Origin of the sequence: Methanocaldococcus sp. FS406-22, from assembly GCF_000025525.1 — an archaeon.
Classification (GTDB): Archaea; AGJL01; Methanococci; order Methanococcales; family Methanocaldococcaceae; genus Methanocaldococcus.
The window spans coordinates 126,205-148,880 of sequence record NC_013887.1 but is presented as its reverse complement, the minus strand read 5'-3'; the positions used below and the strand labels follow the sequence as shown (position 1 = coordinate 148,880).

At 31.8% G+C, this 22,676-nt stretch carries 23 protein-coding genes; 13 read left to right on the top strand and 10 right to left on the bottom strand.

All coding sequences use genetic code 11. The features are described from left to right. Positions 1-3: 3 nt before the first annotated feature. Genes pfkC through MFS40622_RS00810 form a run of 3 tightly spaced genes read right to left on the bottom strand, consistent with a single transcriptional unit; the run spans position 4 to position 4,211 of the window. Positions 4-1,383, bottom strand: coding sequence for an ADP-specific phosphofructokinase (pfkC, locus tag MFS40622_RS00820; RefSeq protein WP_012979770.1), 1,380 nt, complete (start codon positions 1,381-1,383; stop codon positions 4-6). Between the two features lie 31 nt (positions 1,384-1,414). Then, positions 1,415-2,623, bottom strand: a complete 1,209-nt coding sequence (gene pgi, locus MFS40622_RS00815; protein ID WP_012979769.1) for a glucose-6-phosphate isomerase — start codon at positions 2,621-2,623, stop codon at positions 1,415-1,417. Positions 2,624-2,651: 28 nt separating this feature from the next. After that, positions 2,652-4,211, bottom strand: coding sequence for a glycogen synthase (locus MFS40622_RS00810; RefSeq protein WP_012979768.1), 1,560 nt, complete (start codon positions 4,209-4,211; stop codon positions 2,652-2,654). 123 nt (positions 4,212-4,334) lie between these two features. Between MFS40622_RS00810 and MFS40622_RS00805 the strand changes: the two genes are divergently transcribed. The 6 genes from MFS40622_RS00805 to MFS40622_RS00780 all read left to right on the top strand — a co-directional run bounded on the left by MFS40622_RS00805 (position 4,335) and on the right by MFS40622_RS00780 (position 11,440). Further along, positions 4,335-5,507, top strand: coding sequence for a glycosyltransferase family 4 protein (locus MFS40622_RS00805; protein WP_012979767.1), 1,173 nt, complete (start codon positions 4,335-4,337; stop codon positions 5,505-5,507). A 93-nt stretch (positions 5,508-5,600) separates the two neighbouring features. Next, positions 5,601-5,813, top strand: a complete 213-nt coding sequence (locus MFS40622_RS00800) for a winged helix-turn-helix domain-containing protein (protein WP_012979766.1) — start codon at positions 5,601-5,603, stop codon at positions 5,811-5,813. A gap of 23 nt (positions 5,814-5,836) precedes the next feature. Continuing rightward, entirely contained in the window at positions 5,837-6,901 is a 1,065-nt protein-coding gene (locus MFS40622_RS00795; RefSeq protein ID WP_012979765.1) for an ATP-binding protein, read from the top strand. Between the two features lie 21 nt (positions 6,902-6,922). Beyond that, positions 6,923-8,761 carry a glycoside hydrolase family 15 protein gene (locus MFS40622_RS00790; protein ID WP_012979764.1) on the top strand — a complete coding sequence of 613 codons (1,839 nt, stop codon included), beginning with the start codon at positions 6,923-6,925 and terminating at the stop codon, positions 8,759-8,761. 24 nt (positions 8,762-8,785) lie between these two features. Next, a complete protein-coding gene (locus MFS40622_RS00785) occupies positions 8,786-10,195 on the top strand; it encodes a glycoside hydrolase family 57 protein (RefSeq protein ID WP_012979763.1) in 1,410 nt (469 codons plus the stop codon). Positions 10,196-10,204: 9 nt separating this feature from the next. Then, a complete protein-coding gene (locus MFS40622_RS00780; RefSeq protein WP_012979762.1) occupies positions 10,205-11,440 on the top strand; it encodes a 2,3-bisphosphoglycerate-independent phosphoglycerate mutase in 1,236 nt (411 codons plus the stop codon). A gap of 10 nt (positions 11,441-11,450) precedes the next feature. Here MFS40622_RS00780 and MFS40622_RS00775 read toward each other — a convergent pair whose 3' ends face one another. The 3 genes from MFS40622_RS00775 to MFS40622_RS00765 are packed head-to-tail and all read right to left on the bottom strand — an operon-like array spanning position 11,451 to position 13,743. Beyond that, entirely contained in the window at positions 11,451-12,218 is a 768-nt protein-coding gene (locus MFS40622_RS00775; RefSeq protein WP_012979761.1) for an adenosylcobinamide amidohydrolase, read from the bottom strand. 4 nt (positions 12,219-12,222) lie between these two features. After that, entirely contained in the window at positions 12,223-12,978 is a 756-nt protein-coding gene (locus MFS40622_RS00770; RefSeq protein ID WP_012979760.1) for a sugar phosphate isomerase/epimerase family protein, read from the bottom strand. Beyond that, complete coding sequence (locus MFS40622_RS00765) at positions 12,979-13,743, bottom strand: CheF family chemotaxis protein (RefSeq protein ID WP_012979759.1); 765 nt, start codon at positions 13,741-13,743, stop codon at positions 12,979-12,981. A 235-nt stretch (positions 13,744-13,978) separates the two neighbouring features. Between MFS40622_RS00765 and guaB the strand changes: the two genes are divergently transcribed. Both guaB and MFS40622_RS00755 read left to right on the top strand, forming a co-directional pair. Then, positions 13,979-15,436, top strand: coding sequence for an IMP dehydrogenase (gene guaB / locus MFS40622_RS00760; protein WP_232217831.1), 1,458 nt, complete (start codon positions 13,979-13,981; stop codon positions 15,434-15,436). Positions 15,437-15,593: 157 nt separating this feature from the next. Then, on the top strand, positions 15,594-15,863 hold the full coding sequence (locus MFS40622_RS00755; RefSeq protein ID WP_012979757.1) for a TIGR00304 family protein: 270 nt from the start codon (positions 15,594-15,596) through the stop codon (positions 15,861-15,863). 3 nt (positions 15,864-15,866) lie between these two features. On the opposite strand, the gene MFS40622_RS00750 is transcribed toward MFS40622_RS00755, so the two are convergent. After that, positions 15,867-16,247 (bottom strand): cupin domain-containing protein, encoded by a 381-nt coding sequence (locus MFS40622_RS00750; protein ID WP_083771400.1) that lies wholly within the window; start codon positions 16,245-16,247, stop codon positions 15,867-15,869. Positions 16,248-16,265: 18 nt separating this feature from the next. After that, the gene (locus MFS40622_RS00745; RefSeq protein WP_012979755.1) at positions 16,266-16,979 is read right to left on the bottom strand and encodes a biotin--[acetyl-CoA-carboxylase] ligase; all 714 of its coding nucleotides are present in this window, start codon (positions 16,977-16,979) and stop codon (positions 16,266-16,268) included. Between the two features lie 107 nt (positions 16,980-17,086). On the opposite strand from MFS40622_RS00745, the gene MFS40622_RS00740 reads away from it, so the two are divergent. The 5 genes from MFS40622_RS00740 to hemA all read left to right on the top strand — a co-directional run bounded on the left by MFS40622_RS00740 (position 17,087) and on the right by hemA (position 21,064). Further along, a complete protein-coding gene (locus tag MFS40622_RS00740) occupies positions 17,087-18,589 on the top strand; it encodes a B12-binding domain-containing radical SAM protein (protein WP_012979754.1) in 1,503 nt (500 codons plus the stop codon). A 1-nt stretch (position 18,590) separates the two neighbouring features. Next, positions 18,591-19,211 (top strand): bifunctional precorrin-2 dehydrogenase/sirohydrochlorin ferrochelatase, encoded by a 621-nt coding sequence (locus MFS40622_RS00735; RefSeq protein WP_048197352.1) that lies wholly within the window; start codon positions 18,591-18,593, stop codon positions 19,209-19,211. Next, on the top strand, positions 19,198-19,497 hold the full coding sequence (locus MFS40622_RS00730; protein WP_012979752.1) for a nucleotidyltransferase domain-containing protein: 300 nt from the start codon (positions 19,198-19,200) through the stop codon (positions 19,495-19,497). The genes MFS40622_RS00735 and MFS40622_RS00730 overlap by 14 nt, the downstream gene beginning before the upstream one ends. Positions 19,498-19,607: 110 nt before the next feature. Continuing rightward, positions 19,608-19,772 carry a HEPN domain-containing protein gene (locus MFS40622_RS09665; RefSeq protein ID WP_232217813.1) on the top strand — a complete coding sequence of 55 codons (165 nt, stop codon included), beginning with the start codon at positions 19,608-19,610 and terminating at the stop codon, positions 19,770-19,772. A gap of 113 nt (positions 19,773-19,885) precedes the next feature. Beyond that, the gene (hemA, locus tag MFS40622_RS00720; protein ID WP_012979751.1) at positions 19,886-21,064 is read left to right on the top strand and encodes a glutamyl-tRNA reductase; all 1,179 of its coding nucleotides are present in this window, start codon (positions 19,886-19,888) and stop codon (positions 21,062-21,064) included. Here the strand turns inward: hemA and MFS40622_RS00715 are convergent. Both MFS40622_RS00715 and MFS40622_RS00710 read right to left on the bottom strand, forming a co-directional pair. Further along, positions 21,061-21,837, bottom strand: a complete 777-nt coding sequence (locus MFS40622_RS00715; protein ID WP_012979750.1) for an MJ0144 family RNA dihydrouridine synthase-like protein — start codon at positions 21,835-21,837, stop codon at positions 21,061-21,063. The two genes, hemA and MFS40622_RS00715, sit on opposite strands and share 4 nt — an antisense overlap. 9 nt (positions 21,838-21,846) lie before the next feature. Next, entirely contained in the window at positions 21,847-22,653 is an 807-nt protein-coding gene (locus MFS40622_RS00710) for a GTP cyclohydrolase III (RefSeq protein ID WP_012979749.1), read from the bottom strand. Positions 22,654-22,676 lie beyond the last annotated feature (23 nt).

Here is a 22,676-nt window from a genome sequence, read left to right as displayed (position 1 = left end):
AATTTAGCTTTCCCTTATCTTTTTATTTAATAAAGATACATAATAAACAAACGCCCCACTTGATATTGTGTCTCCCAAACCAACTGTAGATTTTGGTTTTTCAACATACCTCGAAGGAGATAAGGCTATTTTATAATTATCATCGTTAAACTTATCTGCAATCTCTTTTAATAAATCACCATACTTGTTGTGAGGAATTTTTAAACCTTCATATAAGTCATCTATTACCTTTATGTTCCCAAGTTTTGCCTTTGTTGATGCCAATATTGTAGAAAATTCCAAACATTCCTCAAGCTCTTCCTTAGATAGTGGATTATCAGCCCTACAAACAAATAATATATAATAGATAGTATGGATTTGGACAACCTCCAAGTTTTTAAACTTATTCAGTAAAATTTTAGCTCCTTCAATCACATCTTCAACTAAACTATCTTTTAAAATCTTTTTGCTTAAATCATCATAGCCCAAGATATGCAAGACATTGGCTATCTCTGTCTCATCCATTCCAACGCTCTCCACACTACTCAAAATATAATCAACAACCATCTTCCTAATCTCTACATTTGATATAGATGCAAACTCTAAGTGAGTTTTGATGTTTTTATTCTTTTTTAATAATTTTATATCTTCTTTAGCCCTCTCAAAGTAATATTTTGCTGTTTTTCCATCTTTATATAGCTCTTTAATTGCCTGATAGCCAGATAGAAATGCACAATCCACACTCTCTCCAATCTCTGGTAAAAACTGCCTGACGTCATCTCTTACTTCAATCCTCAAAGCTTCAGGTCTTGATGCAACAATAAACCTTGTAGATTGCTTAGCTACTATTTCCTCTCCATTCAACTTAAACTTTAGCCCCTTTTTAAACTCAAATATCCTGTTTATCTTTATTGGGTCATCTCTGTATGCTTCTCTAACCTTTTTTAATACAAGATTTCCATTTTCAACCAAAGGATAAAGCAGGTTGTCATAATCAACAAACATCTCTGCCTGTTTCTTTGATAAAAATGGAGTATAGACGATTATTTTATCTATCTGTAGGGTAGCCATTAAATTAGAAACAATCCCTGCCTGTCCCCCCATTCTCTCCTCATCATATTTAATTTTATCAAACCACTCATGTAACTTTTTATCATCCTTTACTGGAACCTCCGCCGGTTTTCCCGTCTTTATACTATGCACCAATCTTGCAACGAAATCTAAAGGCTCCTCAATAATTCTCGGATATTCTTCCATCCTTTTTATGATATCTTCATGATTAAATTCATCCACTAATTTTTGGACATCATTATCTGTTAAATATTTTATTGCATCTACGTTTGTGTTATATGCTGTAAAAAGCTTAGCTTCTTTTATTGTCTCAATGAATTTTTTTATTTCCATATTATCACACTCAATAAATAAAAAATTATAATTATGGCTGTTTGATTAATCTCCAACAAATTTTTTTCTCTTCTTCAACTGCTGGCTGATTGTAGGCATTTATATTATAAAGCTCCCCCATAAAACCAACTTGCATCTCATACATATATAGCAAAGCTCCCATAGCCATTTCGTTTATTTCATCAAGGGTTATTCTAACATTTGGGACTCCATTGTTTGTTAAAGCTATTTCTGTGGCTTTTTGCTGATGTTTAATAATATCTGAATATTTGCAAGAGATTTTCTCATCGTTTATGTCTTCAAATTCTATTTCCTCATCCAACCTATATTTTTTAGCGACTATAAACGTTATAATCTTGTCTTTCTTTCCATCCATATACAACTGTAATAAAGAGTGCTGGTCTTTAGCTCCAATTGATAATAGTGGAGTTATCCCATTTCCATTTTTTCCTAAACTTTCTCCAATAAGTTGTTTATACCAACCTCCAAAATATCTCAAGCTTTCAACATAGCTCATAATAACTGAAATATCCTTCCCTCTCTTATCATACAGATAGTGTATAACACCATTCAAAAGTGCAGGATTTTTTAGAATATCTTCATTTTGGCAGATTTTATCCATTTCCCTTGCTCCTTTCAGTATTTTTGATATATCAATTCCTAAGGAACATAGAGGGGCTAATCCAACAGCAGTAAAGACTGAAAACCTTCCAGGGACATTTTCAGGGATTGAAAATGTATCATAATTATTTTTATCTGCTTCTCTCTTTAATTTTCCACCGTTGGTGATAAAAACAACTTTTCCTTTAAATGAATTTAGCTTTTCAATCCTTTTTTTAATTAAATAGTAATTAACCAAAGTTTCCAAAGTGTTTCCAGATTTACTAATAATATAAATTATAGATTCGTTTAAATCAACTTTTTTTAGTATTGAGAGGGTTTTTTCAGGGTCGCTGTTATCTATAAAATAGGCATTATTATTAAATGGTGAAATTGCATAGTAAATAGCCATTGTTCCCAATATAGAACCTCCCATTCCCACAACTACAACATTTTTGTATCCATTAAGTGATTCATATTTATCTAAACTCTCATCATATATAGCCTCTCTAAATCCTACAACTCCATTGTCCAATTTCTCCATTAACTTTGAATATGCATTAGTAAAATCTACTCTACTGATATCTTCAAAGCTTATTTCTCCAACTTCTAACGCATTTTTGTAATCATAACTCAGCATATTTCCCCCCAAAACTTTTTAGTAAAACTTATAAAAAATGCTTATAAATTGCTCCACCAAATAAGCCTTTATATTTTCTTATAGATGGAGAGTTTTGCCAGCTTAAGTTTCTAAGCACATGGTAGTAGCAGTTTTTCATCATCATAGAGAGAGGGGCATTTTCATCGTAAGGATGCTTAGGGCATTTGTATCTTATGTATTGCATAAACATACATATCTCATTGAGTTTATAGAATGTCCAATTTAGTGCATGTTCAACCCCCCACATAAATCCCGCTTTATCTGGAACTTTAAATAAAACACCCGTTGCTTTGTCAAAATTTGGGTGCTCATAAGGATTTGGATGGAGAGGAATTATGGTATCTTTCAACCCTCCAGTTTCTGTAGCTATAACTGGAGTACAATATGCCATAGCTTCCATCTGCACCAAACCACACGGCTCCCAGTATGATGGCATAATTATCCAATCACTCCCAGCAAATACCAAAGACGAAAGTGGAAGGCTATAGCCTATCAACGCCAAGATTTTTCCGTCATATTCATTTGCAAGATTTTTTAGTCTCTCTTCAATATCCCTATCTCCCTTTGTTAAAAATACAAATCTTATATCATGTTTTTCTAACAACTCAGGAATGGCCTCAAACATAGTGTTAAAACCTTTTTGATGTGTTGCCCTTCCAACAAAACCAATCAATGGAGTTTCTATACCTCCATTTATTCCACCATAAACCTCTACATCAGTAGCCCATATTTCTTTATCAATCTTATTCCAATCTTCTACATACTCATATATCCCTTCTCTATAAAACCATGAATATTTTATCTTTGGCTTTATATCATAAGCATCCTCAGCTGAGTAAGGAGATATATAACCATAATTTCTCGGGTCGAGTTTGTTATTTGAGAGATTAAACATCCTCTCTATTATTTTCATGGGGTCATATTCATCGATATCTATCCCATTCAAAATCCCACAAAATGGCTTGTTATCTAAATATTTTTTTATATAAGGGCAGTTCTTTATCTCCTCAGCATGTGTGGGACTTACAGTATTAACAGCATCTGCATGTTTAATCCCTAACTCTAAAAATGTCATAACTTCCCCTTTATACTCAACTACCCCTCCCTTAAAAGCTTCGTTGTGTATAGTTAAAGTTGTTGGTAAATCTAAGATATCATTACATTTAGCTATAGCCAAACCACACATCCAATCATGTCCAGACACTACATCAATATCTTTAACATCATCCAAATAAGTAACAACCAAATCTGCAAAAATCTCATATTTAATAGGATCCCAAACGTTTAAGTTATTGACACTTTCATTACTAAATACAATTAAATCAACCCCTGTCGTCGGATGTTTTGTTCTCAAAACATCAAATGTAATTTTAGCCCCCTTATAGATTACAGTTATTTTCTTAATAACTTCATAAGGGATGTTAAAATACCTGTTATAATGGTTTAAAGTTAGAACAACTACTTCATTACCTTTCTTTAAAAATTTTGGCAAATCTCTCATTACATCCCCCAATCCTCCATAGGAGACAATAGGAGTTATTGTTGGAGCAAGAATGGCTATTTTCATGATTACCACATTTTATGTTTTATACTTATCACAATATTTTTATATTACCTATTATATAATTTAAAATATCTTATTGATTATTTAAACCTTACTACAACGTACAAGATATTATATGATGAGACTATGAAAATTGCTATGATAACTTGGGAATACCCCCCAAGGATTGTTGGAGGTCTGGCAATTCATTGTAAAGGGTTAGCTGAGGGATTAGTTAGGAATGGGCATGAAGTAGATGTTATAACCGTTGGTTACGACTTACCTGAGTATGAAAATATAAGTGGGGTGAATGTTTATAGGGTTAAGCCAATAACTCATCCACATTTTTTAACCTGGGCTACATTTATGGCTGAAGAAATGGAAAAAAAGTTGGGGATTTTAGGGATTGATAAATATGACGTTATCCATTGCCATGATTGGATGACACACTTTGTTGGGGCTAATTTAAAACATATCTGCAGAATGCCGTATATTCAATCAATACACAGCACGGAGATTGGAAGGTGCGGGGGGTTGTATTCAGATGACTCAAGAGCTATACATACAATGGAGTATCTCTCAACTTATGAATCCTGCCAAGTAATAACCGTAAGTAAATCTTTAAAGGAAGAAATCTGCTCTATATTCAATACCCCAGAAGATAAAGTTAAAGTTATCTACAATGGAATAAACCCATGGGAGTTTGATATTAATTTAAGCTGGGAAGAGAAGACAAACTTTAGGAGGAGTATAGGAGTTCAAGATGATGAAAAGATGATACTATATGTTGGAAGATTGACATATCAAAAAGGGGTTGAGTATTTAATAAGAGCAATGCCAAAAATCCTCGAAAGGCATAATGCAAAATTAGTTATTGCGGGTTCTGGGGATATGAGAAGTTATTTGGAAGATTTATGCTATCAGCTTGGTGTTAGACATAAGGTAGTGTTTTTAGGATTTGTTAATGGAGATATGTTAAAAAAACTCTATAAATCTGCAGATATTGTTGTAATTCCATCAGTTTATGAACCTTTCGGCATAGTAGCATTAGAAGCTATGGCTGCTGGCACACCGGTTGTTGTTAGCTCAGTTGGAGGATTGATGGAAATTATACAGCATGAGGTCAATGGAGTTTGGGTCTATCCAAAAAATCCTGATTCAATTGCCTGGGGTGTGGATAGGGTTTTATCGGATTGGGGATTTAAGGAATATATAGTCAATAATGCTAAAAAGGATGTGTATGAAAAATATAGTTGGGATAATATAGCTAAAGAGACAGTAAATGTCTATAAAATAGCTATGGAAATGATGGGACGATAGGTATTGTTTTTTAAGTTTGCTTTAAAGATAATATAAAATAAAAAGAATTTTAATATCTGAATACCATAATTATTAGATTTTTGGAGGGATAATATGGAAGACATGTGGGGAAAAATAGGAGAAACTGCTGGAAAAATATATCATCTATTAGAGGGAGGAGAAAAATCCCTCTCTCAGATAGAGAAAATCTTAAGAAAAGAGGGTTATAACTCAAATGTTGTAAAGATGGCTATAGGATGGTTAGCAAGGGAAGATAAGATATTTGTACTAAAAGATGACAAAAAGTGGGTAATTAAGCTGAAATAAATTTAACTATTTTTGGTGGTTAAATGAAATTCTTTAATAGAGAAAAAGAAATCAAAGAAATTTTATCAATCTTAGAGGGAGAGCCAAATTTAATTTATTTTATCTACGGCTCTATAAATTCTGGTAAAACTACATTAATAAAACATATCATAGAAAATAGACTAAATGATAATTACAAAGTTTTCTACATTAATTTCAGAACCTACTTAATATCAGAAAAGAGGGAGTTTATTGAAGCTATTTTCACCACTAAAAAAGATGATTTCTTTGAAAAAATAAAGGATAAATCAGAGGTTTTGAACTTAATAACTAAAGGAGCTAAGATTTTAACTGGTATTCCAATTCCTGAAATTGAATTTGGTAAACTATTTGAGGAGAAGATAAACGATGCCTTCCAATACTTAAACAGTTTATTGTTAGCGGTTAAAAAGAGTGGGAAAAAGCCAATTTTAATATTTGATGAACTGCAGATGATTAAAGACGTTGTGTTAAATGGGCAGAAATATTTATTAAAAGAACTATTTCAATTCTTAGTATCTCTAACTAAAGAACAACATCTATGCCATGTTTTCTGCTTAAGCTCTGATAGCTTATTTATTGAGTATGTTTATAATGCTGGAGAGTTGGAGGGGAGGGCTAAATACATTTTAGTTGATGATTTTGATAAAGAAACTACCTTAAAGTTTATAGATTTCCTATCTAAAGAAATCTTAAATAAAAAACTCTCTGATGAAGATAAAGAACTTATCTATAACTATGTAGGGGGGAAGCCGTTATACATCTACAATGTGATTGATGAGATGAGATATAGAGAGTTAAAAGAGATTTTAAATTCAATGCTTAGGGATGAAACTCAGAAGTTAAAGTATTTTTTGGAAGATGTTAAAGAGGAAGATGAAGAGCTTTATAAAAAAGTTGTTAAAGCATTAAAATTATTTAAAGATAATTACGAAGTTGAAGATACTGCAATAAATAAAAAAATTAGAGAGTTTTTAATTAGGAATAATGTTTTATTCTTAAATCCACAAAAAGGAACTTTAAAACCTCAAAGCTTTTTAATCTGGAATGCAATAAATAGATTGTTATAAAGCACTTCATGTGTGATTTATATGGGCGGAATCGTTGGGAACAATAGTTTATTAGCCAAAATTGGAGATTATGGGGAGATTGAATATCTTTTTTATCCCCAAGTTGGTTATGAAACTCATTTCTTTGACTCTGCATTAGCAGTTTATGACAAAAAAGTAAAGTGGCATTGGGATGAGGATTGGGACATCTCTCAAAAATACATTGAGGAAACGAACATATTCAAAACTATCTTAGAAGATGATAAAATTATATTAACTATTAAAGATTTTGTGCCGATTTCTCACAACGTTCTTATAAGAAGAGTATATATAAAAAATAAACTCGATAAAAAATTAAATTTCAAGCTCTTTTTTTACGAAAATTTGAGGATTGGTGAAAATCCAATAACAAATACCGTTAAATTCTTAGAAGATGGATGTATTGTTAAGTACAATGGGAAATATATTTTCTGTATTGGAAGTGATAAAAAAATAGATTCATTTCAGTGTGGAAATAGATACAGCAAAACAAGTGCTTATATAGACATAGAAAATGGAATATTAAAAGAGCATAAAGAGAGTTCTGGACTATTAACTGACAGTGCCATATCATGGAATATTAAAATTGATGAAAAAAGAAGTTTAGCATTCAACATCTACATACTTCCACAAAGATTTGATGGGGATTTTTCAATAATAACTGAACAACTAAGAATTATAATGAACAACAGTGAAAACATTAAAAATCTCTCAATGAATTATTGGAAAAACATTATTGGAGATATAAAGAGATTTATACATCCTGAACTTAGGCAAAATAGAGAGATATACTCTATAACCAAAAGGGCTTTAATGACACTTTTAATGCTATGTGATAAGGAAGGGGGGATTATAGCTGCTCCATCTTTACATCCCGATTACAGATATGTGTGGGGAAGGGATGGGGCATATATATCAGTTGCCTTAGATTTATTTGGTATAAGGAATATTCCAGATAGATTCTTTGAATTCATGTCAAAGATTCAGAATGCAGATGGTTCATGGCTACAAAACTACTACGTTAATGGAAAGCCACGATTGACAGCAATACAGATTGACCAGATTGGTTCTATATTATGGGCAATGGATGTGCATTATAGATTGAGTGGGGATAGGACGTTTGTTGAAAGATACTGGAATATGATAGAGAAAGCTGCCAACTATTTAAGGTTGGTAGCTTTAAACTTCACTCCCTGCTTTGATTTATGGGAGGAAAAGTTTGGAGTTTTTGCTTATACAATGGGAGCTATTTACGCTGGATTAAAATGTGCGTATAGCATGAGTAAGGCAGTAAATAAGAGGGATAAAGTTAAAGATTGGGGAAAAACCATAGAATTTTTAAAACATGAAGTTCCAAAGAGATTTTATTTAGAAGATGAGGAAAGGTTTGCTAAATCAATAAATCCTTTAGATAAAACTATAGATACAAGCATATTAGGTTTAAGTTATCCTTTCAATTTAATTGATGTTGATGATGAAAGGATGATAAAAACAGCTGAAGCAATTGAAAAAGCTTTCAAATATAAGGTTGGAGGGATTGGAAGATATCCAGAAGATATTTACTTTGGAGGAAATCCATGGATTATAACTACATTATGGCTGTCTTTGTATTATAGAAGGTTATATAATGTTTTAAAAGAAAAAGAAGATAACAGGGCAGATATTTATCTACAAAAATCCAAGAGGTTGTTTAACTGGGTGATGAAATACAGCTTTAATGGGTTGTTTCCAGAACAGATACATAAAGAGTTAGGGGTTCCAATGTCCGCCATCCCTTTAGGTTGGAGCAATGCAATGTTTCTCATCTATGTGTATGAAAATGATAATGTCATAATACCATAAATTAAAAATTTTTGAGATGATAGCATGCTAATAACGTTTAATTTTGAAGTGCATCAACCACATAGACTAAATAAGGAGATAAACCAAAATGGAGCCTCTCTTTGGGAGAAGTATGTAGACACAAAATTAAATAAAGAGGTTTTTAATAAAGTGGCTAATAAATGCTACATTCCTACGAATGAATTGATATTAGAGCTTATCGATGAATATGATTTTAAAGTTAATTACTCAATTACTGGGGTTTTTATAGAGCAGGCATTGGAGTTTAATGATTACGTGTTAGATTTATTCAAAGATTTGGTAAAAACTGGAAATGTTGAGTTGATTGGTGAGACGTATCATCACTCATTAACAAGTCTATTTGAAACTGAAGAGGAATTTATTGAGGATATTGAGTTGCATAGGAAGATGTATAAAGAAATATTTGGCTTTAAAGCTAAGGTGTTTAGAAATACTGAGCTAATATACAACAACAGAATAGCAAAGATAGCAAAAGATTTAGGATTTAAGGCGATATTTACAGAAGGTATTGAGAAAATTTTAGGTTGGAGGTCTCCAAACTACCTCTACCAATCTCCAGATGGTATGAAAATTATGCTAAGAAATTATAGATTGAGTGACGATATTGGTTTTAGATTTTCAGCGAGAGATTGGGACCAGTATCCATTGATGGCTGATAAATATGCTATGTGGTTAGCTTCAACCCCTGGAGAGGTTATAAACATCTATATGGATTATGAGACATTTGGAGAGCATCATTGGGAAGAAACTGGAATATTTGAATTTTTAAGATATCTTCCTATAGAGATAGCCAAGCATGAGCATTTGGAGGTTGTTAATGTCAGTGAGGTTGTTGATAGATTAGAGCCAAGAGGAGAGATTTATGTGCATGAATTTGCCACAATCTCGTGGGCTGATACTGAAAGAGATGTAAGTGCATGGCTGGGAAATAAGATGCAAAGAATATCATTTGAAAAGTTAAAAGATATTGGAAAATTCATAAAAGAAAACGCAGAGAAACTAAAAAAAGTTAATAAATTTGATGAAATATATAAGATGTACAAAGTTTTACAAACAAGTGATAATTTCTATTATCAATCCATTAAGGGGCTCAGTGATATGAGTGTCCATAACTACTTCAGCCACTTTGACACGCCTTTTGATGCGTATGCGAGCTATCTAAACATCTTATATGATTTTGAATACTATATAAAGAAAGAGTTGAGTAAAGCAGATGTTGATAAAAATGATAAATGGAAGGACAAACAAAAGCAATATGAAAAGAATGATGAGACAAAAAAGGAAAGTTTAATAAAGACAAATATCATAGTTGCAAACGACGATAGCAGTAAAACAGAAAGTATTTATAGTCAAAATGAAGAGGATAAAAAGGATAAAGAATATAATACTTTTGGAGGATTTATAATTGCATGAGGGAGGAAGATGAGAAAGGGAAAGTGTGTGATATTCATTATAGATGGATTGGGAGATAGGCCTAACGAGGAGGGATTAACTCCTCTAAAAGAGGCAAAAACTCCAACAATGGATAGAATTGCTAAAGAAGGGATTTGCGGTTTAATGAATGCTATAGATATTGGAGTGAGACCAGGAAGCGATACTGCTCACTTGGCTATTTTAGGCTACAACCCTTACGAGGTTTATACTGGTAGAGGACCTTTAGAAGCTTATGGTGTTGGCTTAGATTTGAAAGAGGGAGATATAGCGTTTAGATGTAACTTTGCCACTGTTGATGAAAACTTTGTTGTTTTAGATAGGAGAGCTGGAAGAATAAGCCCAGAAGAAGCTGAGGAGTTGGAGAAAGAGATTGACGGCTTGGAGATTGATGGAGTTAAGGTTATCTTTAAATCTTCAAAGGGATATAGAGGAGTTTTAGTTTTGAGAGGAGAAGGGCTATCATGTAGAGTTAGCGATGGAGACCCACATGAAGAGGGGGTTAAAGTTAGTGAGATAAAACCTTTAGATGATTCAGAAGAAGCAAAAAGAACTGCTGAGATTTTAAATAAATTATTAAAAGTAGTCTATGAGAAATTAAACAACCACCCAATAAATGAGGAGAGGAGGAAAAAAGGTCTACCTCCAGCTAATATAATATTGCCAAGAGGTGCTGGAGTAGTTCCAAAGATAGAGAAGTTTTATGAAAAGTATAAGATGAAAGGGGCTTGTATCTGCGGAACTGGGTTAATAAAGGGAATGGCTAAGATGATTGGTTTAGATATTATAGAGGTTGAAGGGGCTACTGGAACACCAAAAACAAACTTCATGGGTAAGGCAAAGGCTTTAGTCGAAGCTTTAAAGGAATATGATTTTGTCTTAGTGAATGTTAAAGGTGCTGATGAGGCAAGCCATGATGGTAACTATGAGCTCAAAAAAGAGGTTTTGGAGAAGATAGATGAAATGCTTGCCTATGTGTTTGAGCATATAAATAAAGATGAGGTTTATTTTGTTTTGACTGGAGACCACTCAACACCAATAGAGATGAAAGACCACTCAGCAGACCCAGTTCCAATAGTTATCTGGGGAAAGAGTGTCAGAGTTGATGACGTTACAGAGTTTAATGAATTTGCATGTGCTAAAGGGGCTTTGCATTGGATTAGAGGAGAGCATGTAATGAAAATATTATTGGATTTAACTGGAAGAAATGAGAAGTTTGGTGCTTAATTTTTAAATTTTATATTTTTATTTCATCTTGTTTTATCAAAGCTTCGATAACACTTCTTTTAACAGCCTTTGCTATCATCTCCCCAATCTTTGTATGTCCTCCAGTGTAATTAACCCCTCTACCGAATCCCTTAACAACAACTATATTGTCTGTTCCAGTCCCAGTAGCTTGAAGTTCTGGATGCTTTGTGCTTCTTATATTTAACTCTTGGAAGGCATTAGTTTTTGCCTCTGTAATGGTTATTATTGCCCTTGCCATAGCTCCATCGGTTAGATTAGCGTTTGTTATTAATATTATATTGACTGTTCCAACCTCTTCCTTAGGCACAATCTTTCCATCAACTATCTTGTAGGTTTTGAAATCCTTCTCTATATAATCTGCCTCTTCATCTCCCAACCTTATGGCATTATGCTTAGCTCCAGCAGTTGTTAAAGCAACAACATAAAACTCATCAAACTCCTCTTTTGCTACAGCTAAGTTGTCCATATTTGCCCCAGTTGATAACAAAGCTATATCCTCTTTTTTAATGCCAATTTTATTTAAAACTTGGCTTTCATAATCTTTATAGTTATGAACCTTATCCCAAAATGGAACTGGAATTGAGTGATTTCCTACATATTTGACCTCTTTAAACCCTTCTCTTGTTGATAAGACCCTCCTCCTATTTTCAAACTCTATTACCAAGGTTTTTGTGTTCTCAACATCATCTTCAATCTCAACTGTGTGAGGGATTTTGTAGGCTTTCCAATCATCCATCTCTAAAACTCTTTCTATCATGCTATTACCTCAAAAGCTCTCTTAGATTATTTATGCATAAATCTAAATCATTGATGCTCTTGTTCTGCAACTCTATCATCTTTATGGCGTTAATCTTTTTTAAATCTTTTTTAAAATTATTAAAGTTAATTTTTCCCTTGCCAATGCATAGATGTTCATCAAACTCTCCATTATTGTCATGAATATGGATATGAGCTATCATATCAGAGATTTTTAAAAAATCTTCAATATTGTTATTTAAAAAAGAGTGTCCTATATCGAAGGTTATTTTTAGCTCATCTAAGTTCTCAATAACCTCCTTATCTGGCTTTCTGAACATAAACATATCATAGGAGGGCATATTTTCAATAGTTATCTGAATACTAAACTCTTCTTGGATATTGTTTAAATCTTTTAAGCTCTTAATTAATGAATTCAATGCTTTTTCATAATCATATTTAAAGACACAGTATCCTGGATGTAAAACTATTAATTTGGCATCAATTTTAGTAGCTATCTCTAAAATATCTTTAACAAAATCTAAACTAACCTTTCTTATCTTCTCCCTATAAGAAGATAAATTTAAATCTGTTATAGGGCAGTGTAAGGTATAGTTTAAATCATAAGATTGAGCTAATTCAACATTACCATCTAACATAACGTTTAGATTCCCGTCACATCCTATTTCAACGTATTTAACTCTTTTCTCTAAAATCTCAAGGGCATCAGATAAGTTTTTATCGGTATCTAAAAACAAGCTTGTTGATACCCCCATTTTCATCTATTCCACCGTTTCCTGAAGATAACGCAAAATTCCAACATGCTTATAATCTAACAATATTACCAGGTATCTGAGTATAAATAATCTCACCCTTTTATCTTTAGTGTATAAGTATGATATCACATCCTTCCCTTCTTTTAACTGTTGTATCTTTAACACAGGTTCTATTTCTCCATTTACATCTTTTTCCTCTATTTCAACATCCTTTATATTACTAAATATATCGTATATTTTAGCGTCACCGTTCACCAATACCTCTATTACTAACCTGTATTCTATTTTTGATATCAATCCATCTTTAATACGTTTTTTAATAAATGTTAAAAATCCCTCCTCCCATTTAGCATCTTTATCTTCCCCTGCATTGTATAATATCTTTACTTCTTTTTTATTCAATAAGATGTAAAACAATTTCCTTAAAAAATTGTCTATTGGAGCTTTACCATAGATTGATGTCTCTGGAGCAAACCCCACCATTACACTACCATACTCTTTAGATTTGATGATTATTGATGAATGGTAGGTGATGTCCTCCAATGTAGATTTAGCAATCTCAAGAACTTTTTTGGGTAATTCTGCCCCCACGTCTTCAATATCTTCTACCCCCACCTCAATTGTCTTATCTACGAATTCAAATACAATTTTATCTTTATAAAGTATTATTTCCAGTTTTTCCCACTTTAATAATGGTTTTTCTAAAGTTTTTGGTGTGAGCAATATTCCTTTTCCTGAAAATCTTGCAATTTCTGAGGATTTATCTGTCATCCAATCACCTAATCTTCAAGAATATCAATTTTTAATTATTTCTTATTTTTATATTTATTATCGATATTTATATATTAACTTTTATTTTTGTTGAAAATGTAAGTTTCATAAAAACTATTTAAATAATCATATACTCAAGGGCATCATGTAAAAAGTATAAATACCCCTCTTCTAAATATAGTTAAAAAGGTTATAAGGTGAGACTTTGTTTTTAAAGAAATTAACAGAGGCAAGGATGGCATATACTTTTGATGATGTTTTATTAGTTCCAAATGCCTCATGGGTTGAGCCAAAGGATACTGATGTTTCTACAGATTTAGCAGGTTTGAAGTTAAATATTCCAATAATCTCTGCGGCAATGGATACAGTAACAGAAAAAGAGATGGCCATTGCTTTAGCGAGATTAGGCGGTTTGGGAGTTATACACAGAAACATGTCCATAGAGGAGCAAGTTCATCAAGTTCAGGCAGTTAAAAAAGCTGATGAAGTAGTTATTAAAGATGTTATCACGGTATCTCCAGATGATACTATTGGAGATGCAATAAATGTTATGGAAACATACTCTATCAGCGGATTGCCAGTTGTTGATAATGAAGATAAATTAGTTGGAATTATAACACACAGAGATGTTAAAGCCGTTGAAGACAAGACAAAAAAGGTTAAAGATGTGATGACTAAAGATGTCGTTTGTGCTAAAGAAGATGTTGAAGAAGAAGAAGCTTTAGAGTTGATGTATGCAAATAGAGTAGAAAGATTGCCTATAGTTGATGATGAAAATAAATTAATTGGTATTATAACATTAAGAGATATTTTAAAGAGGAGAAAGTATCCACAGGCTGCAAGGGATAAAAAAGGAAGATTGTTAGTTGCAGCTGCCTGCGGTCCTCATGATTTTAAGAGGGCTAAGGCATTAATTGAGGCAGAGGTCGATGCTATTGCCATTGATTGTGCTCATGCTCATAACATGAGGGTTGTTGAGAATGTAAAGAAATTTAAAGAGATGTTGGAGGGAACTGACACAAAATTAATTGTTGGGAATATAGCTACTAAAGAAGCGGCGGAGGATTTAATTAAAGCAGGAGCAGATGTTTTAAAGGTTGGAATAGGGCCAGGTTCAATTTGTACTACAAGGGTTGTTGCCGGAGTTGGAGTTCCGCAATTAACAGCCGTTGCCGAAGTGGCTGATGTCGCTAAAGAACGTGGAGTTCCTGTTATAGCAGATGGGGGAATAAGATACAGTGGAGATATTGCTAAAGCTATAGCAGCTGGAGCAGATGCTGTTATGCTCGGTTCATTATTAGCTGGAACTGACGAAGCCCCTGGGCAATTAATGGTTATCAATGGAAGGAAGTATAAGCAGTATAGAGGAATGGGTTCATTAGGAGCTATGACTGGAGGAGTTGGAGCAGGAGCTGATAGATACTTCCAATCAGCAAAAAGTCATATGAAACATGTAAAATTAGTACCTGAAGGAGTTGAAGGAGCTGTCCCATACAAAGGGGCTGTTAGTGAGGTTATATTCCAGCTAATTGGTGGTTTAAGAGCTTCAATGGGCTACTGCGGAGCTAAAAATCTAAAAGAAATGCAAGAAAAGGCAAGATTTGTAATTATAACACCAAGTGGACAAGTTGAAAGCCATCCACACGATATTATTATAACTAACGAAGCCCCTAATTACCCACTAGGTAAGTAACTTCTTTATACCTCCTCGCTTCGCTCGGAGATATCCTTGGGGTTTGAAAAGGGGAGAAGCCCTTTCGTTGAAAGCCATCCACATGACATCATTATTACCAATGAACCCCCTAACTATCCTTTAGGAAAATAATATTTATTTTTTAAAAGGGATGGTTATGAAGCCAATATTAATATTTTTAGGCATTATTTTGATGTTTATTGGATTTTTTATGATAACTTTAGGAATGATTCTGCCAAGTTCTCAAGAAAATTATAAAAAACAAGAAACTGAGGAGAATAATGTTGAATATTCTGGGATTATAATGATTGGGCCAATTCCTATAGTCTTTGGAAATTCCCCAGGTTTGATGATTCTTTCTGTATTAATAGCAATATTGATGATTGTTTGGATGTTTTTATTTGCTTTTGGAATAAGAATAAAATAAAAATTATTTTTCTAATATTTCAGTATCTTCATGAGAATATGGTGGAAAACTGCAACACAATATCTTTAAAGGGACATTACCAATATTTTCAATTTTATGGGGAGTTTCAGGAGGAATTAATATGGCATCTCCTTTTTTAACTTCAAATTTTTCATTACCCAATGTCATTAATCCCTTTCCCTCTAAGATATAATATATCTCTTCAGATTTGTGATGTTTATGTAATAAAGTTTTAGAACCTACAGGAACTATTGCCTCCGCTAAACTTTGTTTTACATTTTTATAAATGTTTGGATGCATTAATTCTCTAATTATTGAGCCATCTTTGGTAATGTAGGGCTTAATTTTGTCATATTCAGTTTTTATTATTTTCATGGTTACCATCCTAATTTGATGTAATTTTTATCTTACATGGATGCAAATTCCAGAAGGGATTCTCTCAATACCTTCTTCAGTTCCCAAAACAATACCATCAAAGTCAATATCATAAACTTTTCCTGTAATAACTTCATTATTTGATAAAAAGATTTTTACCTGCTTTCCAATGGTTATTGAGTATTTTTTATATTTTTTTAGTATCTCATAATCATCTATCTCTTTATTTTTGAGTTTTTCCAAGTAACTTTCAAATGTCTTTAGGAAATCATTGAATATCTCTACCTTATCAAGCTCTTTCCCAACAATTTCTTTTAAAGAGATTGCTATCTCTCTAATCTCATTCCTTATTTGATTATTCACATTTATTCCAATTCCTATAATCATATAATCATCAGTTAGCTCAGCTAATATTCCTCCAAGTTTTTTATAACCACCATCAACCTTAACCATTATATCATTTGGAAATTTTATCCCAAGCTCTTTATCTACATAGTTTTTTAATGTCTCAATGATACAAATAGGGACTAATAGATTCACAACTTTTGGATTATATAGTTTAGAATCTAAAACTATTGAAAAATACATCCCTCCTTCATCAGAATACCAAACTCTTCCCCATCTTCCTTTCCCATTATTTTGTTTATCAGCTAAAACAACAAAGTTTCTCTTTCCTTCTTTTGCTAACTCTTTAGCATAGTCGTTTGTTGAATCAATTTCACTTAGATGTATGATTTCCATAAATTTCCCCCTTCATTTTAAATATTGCCTACATAATATTTTCTGTTAGTTAGAATATTTATGAATTGTTATCTCTAAAAAATCTTAGATTTTTTATAAGTGAGAAAATGAAAGCATTAATTATTGATTGTTTAGCTTCTGGTGATGGAAAAAGAATTTTAGCAAGGGACGTTATTGGAGCTGGGCCGAGAACAGTTAAAGGTATTTTGCAGAATGAGGGAGTTGAAGCTAAGATAACACCAGTAGAAGATTTAGATATTAAAGATGCTAAAAAATACAATCTAATTTTTATTAGTGCAATGACTTCTGACTTTAAATGTGTTAAAAAATTAGTTGAAAGAATTAGATTAAAAACTAACAGTAAAATAATTGTCGGAGGGCCAATAGCTAATGATATAAACCTTTTAGAAAAAGTAGAGGCAGATATAAGCATAGTTGGAGAGGGGGAGATAACAATAAGGGAATTGATAAAAAAGGACTTTGATGCTGAAGATGTTAAAGGAACAACATATTGGGATTATAATGAAGATGAATTAAAAATAAACCCTTTGAGAGAGATTTTAACTGATTTAAAGCTAATAACTCCATCAACAGAAATTAAAGACTATAAAAATTACTTCTCTGCGAGAGTTTATGTTGAGGTTGTTAGAGGTTGTAGCAATTTTAAAAGACCCCTATTACTATGCACTAACAAAAAATGTAACTTATGTGAAAATGGAACATTAAAATGCCCTTTAAATATAAATCCTGGTTGTGGTTTCTGCTCCGTCCCTTCTGTCTTTGGATATGCAAGAAGTAGAGATGAAGAAGATATATTAAAAGAAGTTGAATCTTTATTAGAGGAAGGAGTTAAAAGAATAGTTCTTTCTGCCCCAGATTTTTTAGATTATGAAAGAGGGGAGAGATTAATAAATCCTAACTTCCCAGAACCAAACTATGAAGCAATTGAATCTTTATTATCAAATTGCAAAGATTTGGCTGATAAATATAATGCAAACATATTAATTGAGAATATAAAGGCAAATTTGTTTGATGAAAGAGTGGCAGAGATATTTAGCAAATATCTAAAAACCCCAATCTATATTGGTTGTGAGAGTGGGGATAAAGAGCATTGCAGATTATTAGGAAGACCTGCAACACCAGATGATGTCTTAAAAGCTGTTAAAATAGCAAAAAAATATAATTTAAAAGCTCAGGTCTATTTAATTTATGGATTACCTGGAGAAAATAAAGATACTGCAAAAAACACAGTTAATTTTATGCATAAGATTAAACCATATATTGACAAAATAACTGTCTATAAATTTAGACCTCTGCCGATGTCTGCATTTCAAAATTTTAAGCCAAATATTACCAAGCATTCTTTACTAATTAGAGAAACAGCCAATAAAATAAATTTAGAGATAAAGAAAAAATATGTAGGAAAAGTTTTAGAAGTTATAATATCAGAAAGACACTTTAGAAATAAAAGAGATGCTATTGGCTATCTTCCAGATAGCGGATTAATGGTTGTTGTTAAAGATGGAGCTAAATTTATTGGAAAAACAAAGAAAGTTAAAATAATTAAAGCTTATGAAAAGTATTTAGAAGGAAAAATTATAGGTGATTAATTTGCTTCCTGTTTTGTTATCTTTTGAAGGAAAAAAAGTTGCAGTATTTGGTTGTGGAAGTGTAGGAAAGAGAAGGGCTAAGAAAATATTAAAAAGTGGGGGAATTGTTGATATCTACTCTAAGGAATTTGATGAAGAAATAAAAAAATTAAAAGAAAATAATAAAAACCTAAATTTAATTGAAATTGATGTTGAAAGCTTAGACGATGAAGAGTTAAAAAATATTATAATGGGCTATGATTTCATAGTAACGGCCATCAATGATAAAATTAATAAAAGGATAGTTAGATTAGCTAAAGAGTTAAACAAATTTGTAAATTCCTCAACAAAGACAGAAGGAGTTAATTTTATCATCCCTGCCTATACAGAAGTTGATGAGGTAATATTTAGCATATACACAAAAGGAAAAAGCCCTTTAATAGCTAAGCATATAAGAATTTTTGTTGAAAACTATCTAAAATCAACTGACATAAATATGATGGCATATATGAGAGAGTTTTTAAAAGAGACAATTCCTAAACAGAGAGACCGAGAAAAAATATTAAAAAAGATTTTTGAAGATAAGAAATTTAGAGAAGAATTAAAAAGATTAATAGAGAAGTGGGAAAATGGAAATCATTGAAATTATAAAGGAGTTTAAAAAGGATATATTAACCATTTTAAAAGATAAATTGGATAGAGTCATTTTATTTGGAAGTTATGCAAGAGGAGATTATGATGAAGAGAGTGACGTTGATATTTTAATTTTGGTTAAAGAAATGCCTACTCTTAAAGAAAAAGAAAAAATTATTAAAATTGCTTCAAGATATTCGTTAAAATATGATATTTTAATTAGCCCAATAATTTACAAAAAAACTATAAGAACATCTTTTATTGATGAGGTTGAAAGTTATGGAATTGAAATATAAAAAAGAGATTAAAAAATTGATAGAAAAAGCAGAAAAATCCATAAAAGCATCAGAAAATCTTTATAATATGCGAATTTTATGATTTTGCTGTTTCAAGAATATATTACTCAATGTTTTATTGTGCTAAGGCTTTATTATTAACAAAAGAAATTAGCCCTAAAAAACATAGTGGAATTTTAAAAATGTTTGCAAAAGAATTTATAAAAACTAATGAGTTAAGTGTCGAATTGTTCGAATATATAACCGAAGCGTATGATTATAGGGCAAACTGCTGATTATGACGCAACCATTGAAATAAAGAAAGAAGAAGCTGAAGATTTACTTCACAAAGGACATATATTTTTAAGCGAAACCAAAAAATATTTAAAAAATATACTAAAGGGAGAGAATGATAATACTAAAAGCTGATTATAAGAAATACAACGTTTCTGAATTAGAAAAGCTTAGAATGGATGAAGAAAAATTTTATGAGACATTTGACAATGCCATATTATTACAAACATGTAACAGAGTTGAGATAATCTTTGATGCAGATAGCTTAGAAGAGATTAAAGGAATTGAAAATATAGATTTAGAAAAGTTTGATATTCTATTTGGAGATGAAGCAATAGAACATCTTTTTAGAGTTGCCTCTGGCTTGGAATCAATGATTGTTGGAGAAAACCAAATACTTGGGCAGTTAAAAAATGCCTATCTAAAAGCAAAAGAGAAAGGGAAAATTTCTAAGAAATTGGAGAAGATTATTTTAAAAGCAATACATACTGGACAAAGGGCAAGAGTTGAAACAAAGATTAATGAGGGGGGAGTTTCAATTGGCTCTGCGGCAGTTGAATTGGCAGAGAAGATTTTTGGATTAGAAGGGAAAAATGTCTTATTAATTGGAGCTGGAGAGATGGCAAATTTAGTTATAAAGGCATTAAAAGAAAAGAACATTAAAGCAATTATTGTAGCAAACAGAACTTATGAAAAAGCTGAAAAATTGGCTAAAGAACTTGGTGGAATGGCTATAAAGTTTGATAAATTGGAAGAAGCCTTAAGATATGCCGATATAGTTATATCAGCAACAGGGGCCCCACACCCAATTTTAAATAAAGAGCGATTAAAAAATGCTGGAAAGACAATTATTATAGATATAGCCAATCCAAGAGATACAACTGATGATATTAGAGAGTTGCCAGATATTTTTTTATTTACAATCGATGATTTGAAGTTAGTTGCTGAGGAAAATTTAAAGAAGAGGAAAGGAGAAATTCCAAAGGTTGAGATGATTATTTGTGAGGAGATGGAGCAGTTAAAAGAACTTCTTGATAAAATGAAATTTGAGACTGCAATAAAAGAACTTGGGCAGTATATTGAAAATGTAAGAAAAAAGGAAGTTGAAAAAGCGAAAAAGATATTAAAGAATAAAAATAAATCTGTTGAGGAAGTTTTAGAAGATTTTTCAAAGGCATTGTGTAAAAGGATAATTTACGATATAATAAAGATATTTGAGAATGTGGAAGATAAAGAGGTTTTTGAGTGCTTAGCCAAAGAATTTAAAAAACTCGGTAGTAAAAATAAAAATTAAATGTCTCTTTCATTTAGCTCTTTTATCCATTTAACATTACCTTTTAAAACAGTCCTTGCAACAGATACAAAATCAGAGTATCTTAGCATTTCCTTAGCTTTTTCTAATGAATCGATTGAGTTGTTTCCAATTATTACCTTATCACTAAATTCTTCTGCTAAGGTTTTTAATGAGTTTAAATCAGCATAAGGTTTTCCTGGATAAAAACAATCAACGTGCAATCCATCAAAATAATCTCTCACATAGTTTAAATTATCTATTAACTCTTTTAATGGGATGTAATTTAACCTTATTTTTAAAAAAATTGGTTTATTTAACTCTTTCATTTTAGTCAAAAATTCTTTCAGAAGATTTTTATTTTTCATTAACTCTTGCCCTATACCTAATGAAGTTATTTCCTTCTGCCTACAATGGCAGTTAAGTTCAATGACATCAGCATGTTTGGCAATGGTTAATAATTTATCATAAGCTTCTTCAACATTAACAAATCTAACATTAACTGAAACTAAGGCATTGCTTTCTCTTGCCTTTTTTATTTGCTCAATTATATAGTTGTTGAACTCCTCCAAATTTATAGAAAATTCCTTTCTTCCCCTTTTCTCTATCTCCCTACTTGCTTTATAAGTTGCAGTATCTAAATTATAACCACCAATGGTAACAATGGCAAACAAATCCTTAAATTTTTTGCAGAAATCCCCATCAGTAATGCCTGCCATTGGAGCTAAGACAACTTTTTTATCTAACTCATTTAATTCTTCTATTTTTTTGTTCATAGTATGTAATCACCTTTGTAATCCACATAATCTTCCAGTTGTTATATTTTGCTCTAAAAAGTCATCCTGCTTTAAAGTGCATACATTCTTATCAACCAACTTTCCTCTAATTTTTTCTAATCCAATATCTGCTAAGTTTGAGGCATCTTCAGCAGTTCTTCCTATCCCAATTCCTGCTTTTAGCTCTATCTTATACTTTTTATTGATTCTGTTGAAAATATCCAAGAAATCTTCCTCATTCATTCCATTTGATGGAGACATGAAGTTATCTCCACCTATAAAAAACAACAAAGCATTATGTTTTAAAAGCTCTTCCATCAATGCTAATTTAACTTTATTTACATTTAGATAGGTGTCATAGGCACTCACTATATCTGTAAGAGTTCCTGTAATGTTGTTTATATCAATGTGGGCAATCTGAACGTATCCATCAACAACTAACTCATTGGCAACATCTAAAACCTCTTTCCTATTCTCATCCTGGGCACTTCCATACTCTTGAAGTGTTTCAGTAGCTAATTTTTGAGCTTCATAAGGTGTTTCAGCAGAGGCAATAACCATACTAACTGTAAATGGATACCTATTCCTTATACTCTCCTGAATTCTTTTGTGTGTAATTAAATCAATACCATTTGTTATTGCTATTAAATTATCAAATCTTGTATAAAACACCAATCCCTTATGAGCCCCAAACATGAGATTTAAATCAGCATATAATCTGCTCTGCAGAGCTTGTAAATCACTCTCTCTCCTTGGATTTGGTGTAACTGTCCAAGGTCCGTAATTGTCTATTTGAATTACTGTTATTTGAATCATTTTCCCATCTCTTCCAAAATTTA